This window comes from Eudoraea algarum (genome assembly GCF_050589645.1).
Taxonomy (GTDB): domain Bacteria; phylum Bacteroidota; class Bacteroidia; order Flavobacteriales; family Flavobacteriaceae; genus JBNGOQ01.
The window spans coordinates 303,391-317,189 of the sequence record NZ_JBNGOQ010000002.1; the positions used below are offsets into that span (position 1 = coordinate 303,391).

The following is a 13,799-nucleotide window of genomic DNA, read 5'->3' on the forward strand; positions in this document are numbered from 1 at the left end:
AAGGAAAATGAAAAAATTTCAAAGAAATATATCAAAAAACAATGCACTAAATTTTCTGTTTTTGGCCTTGAGCACTGTGCTACTTCTTGGTTCCTGTTCGGATGATATCACGGATAAAGAGCCCATAACGGAAATTGTTGCGGAAACCGCTTTTAAAACGGAACAAGACGTCCTATCGAGCCTCAATGCCGCTTATGATCCCTTACAATGGCAGAGTGTCTTGAACAACCAGACTTTTCCTTTGATGCAACAGGGGGTGCGGGCTGATGACCTACATTCGCAGTCGGCCAATTTCTGGGCCATCGGGCAACAATACGACCAATTCAGTACCATTGTTTCCACCCTGCCATCGGTCGCTTCGGTATGGAGCAAGTGGTATCAAGGTGTGGCAAGAGCTAATTTTACCATTCAACTGGCTGAGGATTTTGAGGATTTTCAGACCGCTGGATTGCAGGAGCAGATCATTGCCGAGGCAAGATTTCTTAGAGGGCTTTATTATTTTGAGCTCGTTCGCTTATTCGGCGGTGTGCCGCTTTTTCAAGAAGCGGTTACCTCCGCGGACCAAGAGCTTTTCAAGCCCAGGTCTTCGGCATCGGAAGTCTATGCTTTTATAGAATCCGATCTACAGGCCGCTGCTGCCATATTACCGTTTAAAAATAGTGAACGGGTATTGGGTTCGGCGACTTCGGGCGCAGCCCTGGGATTGCTTACCAAGGTATTCCTATACCAGGAAAAATGGGCGGCCGCTGTATCGGCCGCGGAACAAGTAATTGGCCAAGGCGTGTATTCGTTGGAAAGTGATTTTCGAAATAACTTCCTGCAAACAACCGAATTTGGTCCGGAATCCCTTTTTGAGATTAATTATCAAGATGGCCTGTTCGCAGGAGGTTTCAACGGTACAGGGCAACAACAGGAAGGTTCTGGCATGTGGCGCTGGTCCTTTCCCTTCCTTTCCGGGACGTATCCTTCCTTCAACAATTTTATTCCTAGGCAGGATTTGGTGGACTTTTTTGACGACAGCGACCAGCGGAAGGAAGCAACTTTCCTACTCCCAGGCCAAGTGTTGAACTCCCCAGGTTTGGCAGCCTTGAACTTTGACCCCGTACCGGACAACTTTGGTTATGCCATTGGGGTGAACACGGGGGCCAAGAAGTACTTTCTGACCTTCGAGGAGGTTCAGCCCTTATTGAATGTGGAAGGTTCTCCTTTGAATGAAAAAATACTCCGTTATGCGGATGTGCTGTTAATGCATGCCGAGGCATCCTTGATGGGCGGCGGCGGTAATGGGGCCTCGTCATTTCAACAGGTTTTGGATAGGGCCTATGGGCCCGGTAATCCTGCAGCCCCTTCCTATACGCTTCAAGGTGTAAAGGATGAACGTAGAAGGGAGCTGGCCACAGAGGGATGGAATCGTTTTACGGACTTGGTTCGCTGGGGCGATATTCAGGCGGCCGTAAATGCGGTGGGTAAGGATTTTACTGTGGGACGTGATGAACTTCTCCCCATTCCTCAGCAAGAAATAGATACCTACCCGGAAGGCATGTTGGAACAAAACCCTGGCTACTAATTATAAAGAAGAAAGCAATGAAAAAAATGATCAAAATAAAAACATTTCTAAAGGCCAGTAGTATAGGGTTGTTGACCCTGGGGCTTTTTTTTACCACCTTTTCCTGTGAGGAGGATACAGAATTTAATTTGGGCCCTGTATTGGCCTCACATCAGGATGGCATCCAGAATTTGGATGAGGAAGGAATTGACTGTGGGGGCAGTAGTGGGGTGGTGTGCCCTTCCTGTACCGATGGAATACAGAACCAGGGCGAAGAAGGCATAGATTGTGGCGGTCCCTGTATGATGTGCATTCCTACCCCAAGGGCTGATGCCCTGGCCAGCAGTACCATTCCGTATTACTTTACCTTTGAGGCAAACGATGCCGCTTCGGGAAGAAATTTGGTGCCTTTGCCCCAGGCCAATCAAGGAGTTACCTTTAATTTGGGAGCCGCCGATCCGGCGGGGAGTGATGATCTGGTGGGTCAAATCCTTCGTCCACAGAACGGTCCTTTCGGAGGTTTTGAGGATTTTAAATTTCAGCCACAGCCAGGACCCATAGATTTTTCTACCTACGACAAATTCACCTTGGATGTTTACATTCCTTCCAGCAATGATTTTTCTGGGAATTTGGAGCCTTTGGTCGAAGTTATTCTGCACGATAATGTGGATGGCAATTTTTTCCAAAGGTGGACGGTAATTGGGGTCTCTGTGGATGCCTCCGATTTTGATTCCTGGGTCACCTTAAGGTTCGATGGTACCAATGCGGTATCTGCAGATACGGGCACTTTCCTGCGGGATAATACCACCTATGATAATATCACTCTCCGATTTGGCGGAAGCGGCCACACCGAGGCCGGGGAATTCTTTATCAAGGATTTAAAGACCACCACGAGTTTTGTAGCCCCTGGAACCCCTAGGGCAGATGCGCTGGCCAGCAGCGGACTGCCTGTTTACTACACCTTTGAAACTGGGGATGCAAGCTCGGGACTTAACCTCATTCCTGTTGCAGATGCCAATCAGGGGGTAGTACCCAACTATGGAGTAGCCGATCCGGCAGGCAGTGACAACGGGGTGGCAAGAATATTGAGGCCCGCTAACGGACCCTTTGGCGGCTTTGAGGATTTTAAGTTTCAACCTCAATCGGACCCCATAGATTTTTCTGTATATCATAAGTTTAAATTGGATGTCTACATTCCTTCGAGCAATGACTTTTCGGGAAATTTGGTGCCCTTGGTAGAACTTATTTTGCACGATAATGTAGATGGGAATTTTTTCCAACGATGGACGGTCATTGGAGTTACCGTGGATCCCGCGGATTTTGACTCCTGGGTAACGGTGGAGTTCGATGGAACCAATGCCATGTCGGCGGCGGATGGAACCTTACTTCCCGCCAACGATACCTATGACAACTACACCCTGCGTGTCGGAGGTTTCGGCCATGTTGAGGCAGGGGAGTTTTTTATCAAGGACTTTGTACCCTTTGAATAAGTAATGTGTTAGTAGTTTAATTCAGTCAGAAAGGGGCTGGTGCATTGCGCGGCTCCTTTTTTAAAACCGCTTAAAAAAGTGCCCTAAAATACGCTAAAATGAAGAAGATCATCTTGTTTTCCTGGTTCATGTTATTTATTTCTTGTTCTTCCTGCTCATCCAGTTCCTCGGATGGCGATGGGGAACTTGCAGCGAGCTGTTCGGATGCCATAAAGAACGGTAATGAGATCGGAACAGACTGTGGTGGGGACTGTCCCCCTTGCACATCCTGCAGCGATGGTATCCAAAATGGCAATGAGACGGGAGTGGATTGCGGTGGCGATTGCAAGGATTGCCCTTCCCTGGTGTCCCTGCCCGATAAAGGTTATACGTCGCCCACCTCCTACACCGGTTATGACCTGGTCTGGGGCGATGAATTCAGCGATACCGAACTAAGCACGGATAAATGGGGCTTTCATTTGGGAAATGGATGTCCCAATCTCTGTGGATGGGGAAACAACGAAGCGCAATACTTTACCAATAGTGATCGGAATGTCTATCTTTTGGAGGGCAACTTGGTGATAGAGGCCAAAAATCAGAACATCTCCGGGAGTGCCTATTCTTCGTCCCGGATTCATACCGATAATATTTTCGAATTCCAATACGGACGGGTAGACATTCGCGCCAGCATGCCCTCGGTACCCGGAACCTGGACGGCACTTTTTATGTTGAACCACAACTACCGTGTAGATGCCCCTGATTTGTGGTGGCCCCGTGGCGGTGAAATAGACATCATGGAATATTTGGGCGAAAACCCGAACGATATTCTCGGAACAGGCCATTACGGTACGGATTTCCCAGCCAACCATCGTTTTAATTCGGTCCATTTTGATGCGCTGAATGGAGAGGGTTTTGATGAAGTGTATTACGTGTTTTCCATAATCTGGGAAGAAAATAGCATTAAATGGTTGGTCAATGATATAGAATACCATTCCATGACCCCGGCAACGACTGCGGCGAACGGGCAACCTTATCCATTTAACGATGAATTTTATTTGATTTTTGCACTTTCGGTGGGGGGCAACCTTCCCCAGGTAGCGCCCACGCCTACTAATTTCCCCGCCTTTTTGGTAGTAGATTATGTCCGGGTATTCCAAAAAAACTAAAAGCATATCAATAACTGGGAAGTGCTATTGGGAAACGGCTGGATGGGTGAACCTATGGCAACCGTACAGCGAAAAAGAGCATTTAACCATAAAGTAGCCAAAGGGTATCGAAAATTTGCAACAAACAACTATGTATTATTTAGGTCTGGATATTGGCAGTTCGTCCATCAAGGCGGCTTTGGTAGAGGTTTCTTCCGGTAAGAGCATCGGGGTCGTACAGGAACCGGAGACAGAAATGTCCATGCAAGCGCTAAAAAATGGATGGGCAGAACAAAAGCCGGAAGCGTGGTGGATCCATGTCTGCCAGGCCATACAGCAGTTGAAGAAGAAGTATGCCGTTTCCAGAAAACAAATTTTGGGCATCGGAATTTCCTATCAAATGCATGGGCTGGTACTATTGGACGAAGCCGGTAACAGTCTTAGAAAATCCATTATCTGGTGCGATAGTAGGGCAGTGGACATCGGCAACAAGACACTTGCCCAACTGGGAAAGCAACAGTGCAGCGACCATCTGTTGAACGCCCCCGGGAATTTTACCATTTCCAAATTGAAATGGGTCATGGAAAACGAACCCGAGCTGTACACCAGGGCCTATAAATTTATGTTGCCGGGCGACTACATCGCCTATCGGTTTACCCAGGTAATGAACACCACTATTTCGGGGCTGTCCGAGGCGGTGCTTTGGGATTTTAAACAAGCCGGTATTGCCCAGTTTTTACTGGATCATCACGGAATAAGGCCGTCCCTGGTACCGGATATCGTGGACACTTTTGGCATACAGTCTACTGTGAGCAAGCTGGGAGAAGCCGAGAGCGGCATCGCCGAGGGAACCCCTATTTGTTACCGGGCTGGGGACCAACCCAACAACGCACTTTCCCTGAACGTGTTCCGGCCAGGGGAGGTAGCGGCGACGGGAGGTACTTCAGGGGTGGTTTACGCAGTGACCGATAATTTGTCCGTAGTGGAGAGTTCCCGGGTCAATAATTTTGCCCATGTAAACTATGCGAAAGGGGCCGAACCACGGATCGGAAAACTCCTTTGCATCAACGGTGCAGGGATACAGTACCGGTGGCTGATGAACAATCTTGCGGTACGGTCCTACGAGGAAATGAACCATTTGGCCGCGGACATCCCTGTGGGCTCGGACGGCGTCTGCCTGATTCCCTTCGGGAACGGATCGGAACGCATGCTGGATAATCGGGATATCGGTTCCCGTTTGGTCAACATCAACCTAAATAACCACAACAAGGCCCACATCTGCAGGGCAGCCCTGGAAGGGATTGCCTTTTCCTTTGTTTATGGCATGGAAATCCTGCAATCCGATGGTATCGATATTTCCGTACTCCGGGTAGGGAACGATAATCTATTCCGGTCAGAGATCTTCGCGAATACTATCGCCACGCTAATTTCATACGAAATAGAGGTCTACAATACCACAGGTGCCATTGGTGCAGCTAGGGCGGTAGGGTTGCGTGATGGGGACTATGCCAAATTTGGATCTTATATCATGGATAACGATCACGTCATGACCTTTATGCCCTTTAAGGACAAAGAACCTTATGCGCGGGCCTATGAAAATTGGAAACAGGAACTGGAAATAATTAACAAACAACAAGTGCAATGATAGTATTGGGAGACAGGGAATACTTTAAAGGGATAGGTGAAATCAAATACGAGGGCAGGGATTCTGACAATCCTCTGGCATTTAAGTACTACAATCCGGAACAGGTAGTGGCGGGTAAGAGCATGCGCGAGCACTTTAAATTTTCTGTTGCCTACTGGCATACCTTCTGCGGACAAGGCGCAGATCCCTTTGGTCCGGGCACCCAAAACTTTCCCTGGGATAGCGCTTCGGACCCGGTGCAGGCTGCCAAGGACAAGGCCGACGCTGCTTTTGAGTTTATTGGTAAAATGGGTTTTGACTATTTCTGTTTTCACGATTTCGATTTGATCCAGGAAGGGCCCACTTTTTCGGATTCCGAAAAAAGATTGGCTACCATTACGGACTACATCAAACAAAAACAGACCAATTCGGGCATTAAACTCCTTTGGGGCACCGCCAATTGTTTCTCCCATTCTAGATATATGAACGGGGCGGCCACCAATCCGGATTTTGATGTTGTGGCCCGGGCAGGCGGACAGGTAAAACTGGCCTTGGATGCCACCATGGCCCTGAATGGGGAGAATTACGTATTTTGGGGCGGACGAGAAGGATATATGTCCCTCCTGAATACGGATATGGGCCGTGAATTGGACCATATGGGACGGTTTTTGACCATGGCAAAGGATTATGCCCGTAAGCAGGGATTTAAGGGCACCTTCTTTATTGAGCCTAAACCTATGGAACCATCCAAACACCAGTATGATTTTGATACCGCCACGGCGATCGGTTTCTTGCGCGAGTACGGATTGGACCAGGATTTTAAGATCAATATAGAGGTGAACCACGCCACCTTGGCACAACACACCTTTCAGCACGAAATAGCTGTGGCCGCCAATGCAGGGATGTTGGGCAGCTTGGATGCCAATAGGGGCGATTATCAAAATGGCTGGGACACCGATCAATTTCCAAATAACATCCAGGAAACCACTGAAGCGATGCTCCAGTTTCTCATGGCTGGAGGCCTGCAAGGTGGTGGGGTAAACTTTGATGCCAAAATTCGGCGCAACTCCACCGACATGGACGATGTATTCCACGCCCACATTGGCGGGGCGGATACCTTTGCCCGGGCCTTACTTGTTGCGGACAGCATCCTTTCCTCATCGTCCTATAGCACCATGCTTCAAAATCGGTATGCTTCATTTGATGCGGGAAAGGGAAAAGATTTTGAAAACGGGAAACTGAGCTTGGAGGACCTATACTTACTTGCTGGGGAGCATGGGGAATTGAAACTAAGGAGTGGCAAACAGGAATTGTTCGAGAACCTTGTAAATCAATATATCTAACTAAAGAAAAACGCGTATGGACTCTATATTGGAAACAGCGGATTGGTGGGTGTTGGGCTTGTATTTTGCAGCACTGATGGCCGTAGCAGCTTGGGTAATCCTCCAAAAAAACAAAGACACGGCCGATTATTTCCTGGCGGGCCGAAATGTGGGCTGGTTTGTTATAGGAGCCTCTATCTTTGCTTCCAATATTGGTTCGGAACATGTGGTGGGCCTTGCCGGCACCGGAGCGGAGTCGGGTATGCCCATGGCCCATTACGAATTGCACGCCTGGATCGTACTGCTGCTCGGATGGCTGTTTTTGCCCTTTTATTTTAGGAGCAATGCCTTTACCATGCCAGAATTCCTGGAAAAACGTTTTGATGCCCGATCGCGCTGGTTCCTGTCCGTATTTTCTTTGGCGGGCTATGTGATCACCAAGGTTTCCGTCACCATTTATGCCGGGGGTATTGTGGTTTCGGAATTGTTGGGGATCCCCTTTTGGTACGGGGCTATTGGCATAGTGGTCTTTACCGGGGCCTATACGGTCATTGGCGGAATGAAAGCCGTAATCTATACGGAAACCTTACAGACCGTGATTCTCATCATGGGATCGGTTGTGATTACCTATTTAGGTTTACAGGAAGTAGGGGGGTGGTCTACCTTGCGAGCTACCGTGGGTTCGGAGCATTTTAATATGTGGCGGCCCATTACCGATCCTGATTTTCCCTGGACAGGGATGCTTTTTGGGGGTACCATCGTCGGTATCTGGTATTGGTGCACCGATCAGTACATTGTGCAGCGTACCTTGGCGGCCAATAATATCAAAATAGGGCGACGGGGTGCCATCTTCGGGGCCTATCTAAAGATTTTGCCCATTTTTATTTTCTTGATTCCCGGCATCATAGCGTTTGCACTGGCCAAACAGGGCGTGTTGACTTATGATAAAGCCGATGAGGTTTTTCCGGTGTTGGTAAAAACCTTGCTCCCCACGGGACTTAAGGGATTAGTGGCCGGTGGTCTGATGGCCGCTTTGATGAGTTCCCTGGCCTCGGTATTCAACTCCTGTTCTACCATATTCACCATGGATATCTACAAGAAGCTCAAACCCGAAACCTCCGAACGTTTCTTGGTAAACATAGGAAAATTTGCCACCACCATCGTGGTGTTATTGGGTATCATTTGGATTCCCATAATGGAAAAGATCGGGGGAGGTACCCTGTACAAGTATTTGCAAAGTGTACAATCCTATATAGCGCCCCCTATCACTGCGGTATTCCTATTGGGTATACTTTGGAAAAGGGTCAATGCCAAAGCGGCCATCGTCACCTTATTTTCTGGCCTGATCGTGGCTGCGCTCCGGATTGTTGCGGAGATCAATGTGGACAGCCTATCCGGCTTTTTGCACGACTTTGCTACGATCAACTTTGCCCATATGGCCATATTCATGTTCGTTTTCTCCACACTGGTGTGTGTGGGAGTAAGCGCACTGACCACTGCACCCAACTATGCGCGGATCAAGGGCTTGGCCTTTGGGACCCTAACCGAGGAGCAGCGGCAGCAGGACAAGGAAAGTTTTGATAGTATCGATATTGTCCTTTCGGTGGCTTTGGTGGCGGTAATAGTAATGGTACTCACGTATTTCACAGGATAACCCCATATGTTGAGAACAGGGTTGAACATAAAACTATAGTTAAAAAAAGTAAAAATGTCCAAGAGAACGTTGTTTATCGCTTTTGTGGTTTCCCTAGGGGGATTCTTGTTCGGTTTTGACGCTGGAATCATCTCAGGAGTTATTTCCTATGCGGGCCCGGAATTTGATTTAAACGACGCGCAGACAGGCTGGGCCGTAAGTTCTCCTTCCTTTGCGGCGATGTTGGCCATGTTGGTTGCTGGCCGGCTGAGTGACCGTATCGGAAGAAAAAAAATACTGATTATTGTGGCCTTGCTATATGCGGTTTCCGCTTTATTTTCGGCATATGCCATTTCCTATGAAATGCTGTACATCGCCCGGATGATAGGTGGGGTGGCCTTTGGGGCGGCCCTTATCCTGGCGCCCACCTATATTGCCGAGGTCGCCCTAGCTGAGAATCGCGGAAAATTGGTATCTATTCAACAGTTGAACATTGTGCTCGGTTTTTTTGCCGCCTTTCTGTGCAATAACTATTTGAATAGCCTAAATACTTCTGGTGAAAGCTTTCTGACCGATGAAACCGTATGGCGATGGATGTTGGGCATTGAATTGGCACCGGCACTACTGTACATGGCGCTACTTTTTTTTGTGCCCAGGAGTCCCCGTTGGTTGTACCTGACCAACAAGGTGGAAGAGGCAAAGAGGGTTCTCAACGCACTTCATGGAAACGAGAGGGCACGCGGGGAAATAGCGATTATCGAAAAAAACATACGCGAACGACCCAAAAAGGATAAGGCTAGCATAGGCCAACTGTTTGCTCCCGCCTTGCGTTTTATTGTTGTTGTAGGCCTGGTAATTGGTGTGCTGCAACAGATTACAGGCATCAATGCCATTTATTTCTATGCTACCTCAATTTTTAAGCAAACCGGGATCGGCACGGACGCTTCCTTTACTTCCGGGGTATTGTTGAGTTTTACCACGGTGCTATTTACGCTTGTTGCCATGGTATTGATCGATAGGATGGGAAGGCGGCCATTATTGTTAGTGGGTATTGCTGGAATAGCGTTGAGCCTAGGGCTTTGTGCATATGGGTTTAACAAGGCTACCTACGAACTTACCACCTCAGAGATCGCACAATTGGAAAAGTTCGATACCAGTAAGTTGAACGGGATAGCAAATAAGACTTATGCCAACGACCTGGATTTTAAGGAAGCCATGATATCCGCGTTGGGCAGCCAGACCTATGGAAAAAATGAAGGAGACATCCTAGCCCTGGCCACCAATATGAACGCTACTTTGGTACTTATAGGTATTTTAGGCTTTGTGGCATGTTTTGCCTTTTCCCTGGGGCCGGTGATGTGGGTCATGTTGTCCGAGCTGTATCCGAATAAATATCGAGGTTTGGCCATAGGGTTCATCGGATTTGTCAATTCCTTTTCGAGCTGGTTGGTACAACAGATTTTTCCATGGGAACTATCCAATCTTGGTAATGCCATGAGTTTTTTAATTTTTGCCGTAACCGCGTTGTTAGGCTTTTTTGTTTTACTGAAAATCCTGCCGGAAACTAAGGGAAAATCCCTGGAACAGATAGAGGCAGAATTGGTTAAATGAGTTTTATGATAAGGAATCCCATACTAAAAGGTTTTAATCCCGATCCCTCCATTTGCAGGGTGGGGGACGACTATTATATTGCTACCTCCACTTTTGAGTGGTTTCCGGGTGTTCAGATCCATCATTCCAAGGACCTGAAAAATTGGAAGCTTATCGCAAGGCCCTTAAATAGGGTTTCTCAATTGGATATGAAGGGCATTCCCGATTCCTGCGGGGTTTGGGCCCCATGCCTGTCCTATAGCGAGGGCACCTTCTATCTGGTCTATACCAATGTAAAATCCTTTGATGGTGTTTGGAAGGACACCCCCAATTATCTGGTTACGACAAAGGACATTACCGGCGATTGGTCAGAACCCATTTACATGACCTCACGGGGCTTTGATGGCTCGCTCTTTCATGACGACGACGGACGAAAATGGTTTATGAGCATGTTGTTGGATCATCGCAATGGTAAGTTTTTTGGGGGTATCGAATTGCAGGAGTACAGTGCTTCGAAAAAGAAATTGATAGGAGAGGCGCATTACCTTACGCCGGGCACAGAACTGGGTCGTACCGAGGGGCCCCATCTTTACAAAAAGGACGGTTACTACTATATAGTGCTTGCGGAAGGCGGCACCGAATACGAGCATGCCATGACCGTGGGTCGTAGCAAATCGATTTACGGACCCTATGAATTTCACCCGGATAACCCTTTTGTATCGGCGGCGGAGGATAAAAACAATACGCTTCAAAAATCTGGGCATGGCGATCTGGTACAGACCCGGGAAGGCGATTGGTACGTGGTTTTTTTGGTCGGCAGGCCCTTGACCCCACACGGCAAATGTACCTTGGGCCGTGAAACGGCTATAGAGGAATTTGTATGGAAGGACGATTGGCCCTATCTAAAAAGTGGAAGTCGCGTACCCCGCCCGGAAATTCCGTCCCCTCGCTTGCCCGAACAACCCAATGGAGAGCCCGTGGTCCGGACCCATTTTGATCAGGACCAAATCCCTATGGTATTCCAATCGTTACGTGTACCGATAACCAAGGACTGGTGCAACCTCGATGTGAGGAAAGGATTTTTGCGACTTTATGGCAAGGAATCCTTGAATTCCCTGCATCACCAAAGTTTATTAGGCCGAAGAATACAGAGCTTTAATGTGCAGGTATCCACATCGCTCGAATTCCACCCCAAAAACATTCACCATATGGCGGGATTGGTTTTTTATTACAATGCCGGACATTACCACTATGCCTGTATTACCTCCAACCCGGAAGGAACCCGGAAGTTCCTTTGTATCATTTCATCCGATAATTTCAAAATGAGTTTTCAGGAGGAATTGGAAGATGTTACCAGTAGTACCCGAGTGGTCCTTCGAGGGGATATGCATCGGGACCGTCTCCAGTTTTATTTTAGTCTGGACAATAAGGAGTTCAAGAAAATTGGAAGTTCACTGGATGCGAGCATTCTATCCGATGACCACGTTCGCAATGGCAGAAGCCGCTACCGACCGGCCTTTACGGGGAGTTTTGTCGGTATTTGTTGTCAAGATTTGGCGATGAACATTCACCATGCCGATTTTGAATGGTTTGTATATAAGGAAATTGAATAACAATTGGATTATGAAGAAAGTTGCAATTTTAGCTAGCATGGTGCTGGCCTTGTCCTGTGGACAAAAAAAGGAGGGACAGCATGCCCTGGAAGCTTCCGTAGAGGGGATGCCCCTGGTACAAAATTTGGCCAAGTTTGAACCGAAAGACGGTGAGGTATTGCTCTTTGTAGGGCAGGAGTTGGAGGCCGTTGGGGGTCTGGAAGCGTACAATGATGGATATTTAGATCATTTTGAGAGGCCCGCTGGATGGACCACTTACACCAACATCAACCCAGGGGAAGAGTCCTTTGGGCGTGTGCAGGAGGGATTGGATGGCCTGTTCGACACCCATGATTGGGGAGACAATGATTACAATGCCACCCTGCAATTGCAAGACGAGGATTTTAAGGATATGGCCTTGGCCATCGGCCTTCAATTTGTAAACCATGAAGAAAAGGTTGCCGATGGCACCCACGATGCCTACATTGATATGCTGGGCAAATTTTTGTTGTCCTTGGGCAGGCGACCGGTTTTTCTGAGGATTGCCTATGAGTTCGATGGCGATCCCTGGAACCACTATGACCGGGAGAGTACGATAAAGGCCTACAAGCGTATGGTAGATAGGTTGCGGGCCATGGGCGTGACCAACACAGCCTATGTCTGGCAATCCACAGGTTTTATTTCAGGCCAAGAACATTTGGAAGGATGGTATCCCGGAGACGATTATGTAGATTGGTTGGGGGTTTCCTTCTTCAATCGATGGAAGGAAATTGAAATGTTCGAATTCGCCAGAAAAAAAGGAAAACCGGTGTTTATCGCTGAGGCTACCCCAACGATTTCCGACTATGGGGGAAAACTCTATGGGCTCACCAAGGAAACGCAATTGGGCGATCCGGTACAGGCCCAGGAAGCATGGGACAAGTGGTTTGTGCCATTTTTTAAGGCCATAGATGAAAACCCCGACGTGGTAAAGGCTGTGCATTACATCAACTGTCACTGGGATTCCCACCCCATGTGGAAAGCTAACCCCACCTTCAAAGGGATAGATGCGCGCTTGCATTTGAATGATACCATCGCCAAGCGATGGCGGGAGATTACCTCCCAACCCAGGTTTATAAAATCGTCCCCGGGGCTATATGATAAGCTATACAACGAATAAACGAGATCTCATGAACACACAACAGTTGGCAAAACGGTTTTGGGAAGAGGGTTACCTGGTTTTGGAGAATTTCTTCGACGAAAGCTTGATGGATACCTATAACCGGTTGATTTTGGAGCATTTTGGAAAGGATCCTGACTGGGAGCATACCGACGAGTTTATCAGCAAGTCTGCCGTGGAGGTAGTGCCGTGGTTTCCGTATAGGGAGGGCAAGCATTATTTTGATGGAGTGGACAAAGACCTTAGGTTCAATCGGCTCACAGAAACCATCCTGGGTAAAGGTTGGGACAATCTGTACTGCATGATGATGTATTCCAAACAGGGAAGCAAGGGACAGGCCTGGCATCAGGACTGCCCTCCGGAAGACAACAAGCTATTTAATCTGAACCGACTGGTCTATACACACGATATTACGGAACATACTGGGGGTGAAATTGTAATATTTCCCAGGGCCCATATCATGGGCGAACTACCTGCGGGCGATCCACATGACGATTTAAAGGGGCAAAAGGTGTTTCGGCCAAAGAAAGGAACCGTGGTGTTCCTGCACGGCCATTGCTGGCATCGGGTACTGCCGGTGAAAGCAGCCTATCGGGTTTCCTCCAACTTCAGGGCCATGCCAATGGATACGCCCGAGGATATTACGGACATCTGTGTATACAGAAATATGCGCTATAGGTTTTCAACTTCAGAAGTTATTGAGGAACGGGTTTTGTAAG

At 48.1% G+C, this 13,799-nt stretch carries 10 protein-coding genes; all 10 read left to right on the plus strand.

Going from position 1 to position 13,799, the window contains the following annotated elements; genetic code table 11:
- Positions 1 to 7: 7 nt before the first annotated feature.
- The 10 genes from ACRD67_RS07735 (at position 8) to ACRD67_RS07780 (ending at position 13,798) form a co-directional block, all read left to right on the plus strand.
- Positions 8 to 1,567 (plus strand): RagB/SusD family nutrient uptake outer membrane protein, encoded by a 1,560-nt coding sequence (locus tag ACRD67_RS07735; protein ID WP_430966510.1) that lies wholly within the window; start codon positions 8 to 10, stop codon positions 1,565 to 1,567.
- A gap of 17 nt (positions 1,568 to 1,584) precedes the next feature.
- Positions 1,585 to 3,036: a hypothetical protein gene (locus ACRD67_RS07740; RefSeq protein ID WP_430966511.1), complete on the plus strand. Its 1,452-nt coding sequence runs from the start codon at positions 1,585 to 1,587 to the stop codon at positions 3,034 to 3,036.
- A 98-nt stretch (positions 3,037 to 3,134) separates the two neighbouring features.
- Positions 3,135 to 4,181, plus strand: a complete 1,047-nt coding sequence (locus tag ACRD67_RS07745; protein WP_430966512.1) for a glycoside hydrolase family 16 protein — start codon at positions 3,135 to 3,137, stop codon at positions 4,179 to 4,181.
- A 130-nt stretch (positions 4,182 to 4,311) separates the two neighbouring features.
- On the plus strand, positions 4,312 to 5,805 hold the full coding sequence (locus tag ACRD67_RS07750) for a xylulokinase (RefSeq protein ID WP_430966514.1): 1,494 nt from the start codon (positions 4,312 to 4,314) through the stop codon (positions 5,803 to 5,805).
- Positions 5,802 to 7,127, plus strand: coding sequence for a xylose isomerase (xylA, locus tag ACRD67_RS07755; protein ID WP_430966516.1), 1,326 nt, complete (start codon positions 5,802 to 5,804; stop codon positions 7,125 to 7,127). The genes ACRD67_RS07750 and xylA overlap by 4 nt, the downstream gene beginning before the upstream one ends.
- Positions 7,128 to 7,143: 16 nt before the next feature.
- On the plus strand, positions 7,144 to 8,760 hold the full coding sequence (locus ACRD67_RS07760; protein WP_430966518.1) for a sodium:solute symporter: 1,617 nt from the start codon (positions 7,144 to 7,146) through the stop codon (positions 8,758 to 8,760).
- Between the two features lie 54 nt (positions 8,761 to 8,814).
- Positions 8,815 to 10,350: a sugar porter family MFS transporter gene (locus ACRD67_RS07765; protein ID WP_430966520.1), complete on the plus strand. Its 1,536-nt coding sequence runs from the start codon at positions 8,815 to 8,817 to the stop codon at positions 10,348 to 10,350.
- Complete coding sequence (locus tag ACRD67_RS07770; RefSeq protein ID WP_430966522.1) at positions 10,347 to 11,942, plus strand: glycoside hydrolase family 43 protein; 1,596 nt, start codon at positions 10,347 to 10,349, stop codon at positions 11,940 to 11,942. The genes ACRD67_RS07765 and ACRD67_RS07770 overlap by 4 nt, the downstream gene beginning before the upstream one ends.
- Before the next feature lie 10 nt (positions 11,943 to 11,952).
- Entirely contained in the window at positions 11,953 to 13,080 is a 1,128-nt protein-coding gene (locus tag ACRD67_RS07775) for a glycoside hydrolase family 26 protein (RefSeq protein WP_430966524.1), read from the plus strand.
- Between the two features lie 10 nt (positions 13,081 to 13,090).
- Positions 13,091 to 13,798 (plus strand): phytanoyl-CoA dioxygenase family protein, encoded by a 708-nt coding sequence (locus tag ACRD67_RS07780; protein ID WP_430966526.1) that lies wholly within the window; start codon positions 13,091 to 13,093, stop codon positions 13,796 to 13,798.
- The last annotated feature ends 1 nt before the right edge of the window (position 13,799 follow it).

Coding starts and splice junctions, on each gene's coding strand:
- ACRD67_RS07735 (WP_430966510.1), top strand. CDS start 8: ATGAAAAAATTTCAAAGAAATATATCAAAAAACAATGCACTAAATTTT.
- ACRD67_RS07740 (WP_430966511.1), top strand. CDS start 1,585: ATGAAAAAAATGATCAAAATAAAAACATTTCTAAAGGCCAGTAGTATA.
- ACRD67_RS07745 (WP_430966512.1), top strand. CDS start 3,135: ATGAAGAAGATCATCTTGTTTTCCTGGTTCATGTTATTTATTTCTTGT.
- ACRD67_RS07750 (WP_430966514.1), top strand. CDS start 4,312: ATGTATTATTTAGGTCTGGATATTGGCAGTTCGTCCATCAAGGCGGCT.
- xylA (WP_430966516.1), top strand. CDS start 5,802: ATGATAGTATTGGGAGACAGGGAATACTTTAAAGGGATAGGTGAAATC.
- ACRD67_RS07760 (WP_430966518.1), top strand. CDS start 7,144: ATGGACTCTATATTGGAAACAGCGGATTGGTGGGTGTTGGGCTTGTAT.
- ACRD67_RS07765 (WP_430966520.1), top strand. CDS start 8,815: ATGTCCAAGAGAACGTTGTTTATCGCTTTTGTGGTTTCCCTAGGGGGA.
- ACRD67_RS07770 (WP_430966522.1), top strand. CDS start 10,347: ATGAGTTTTATGATAAGGAATCCCATACTAAAAGGTTTTAATCCCGAT.
- ACRD67_RS07775 (WP_430966524.1), top strand. CDS start 11,953: ATGAAGAAAGTTGCAATTTTAGCTAGCATGGTGCTGGCCTTGTCCTGT.
- ACRD67_RS07780 (WP_430966526.1), top strand. CDS start 13,091: ATGAACACACAACAGTTGGCAAAACGGTTTTGGGAAGAGGGTTACCTG.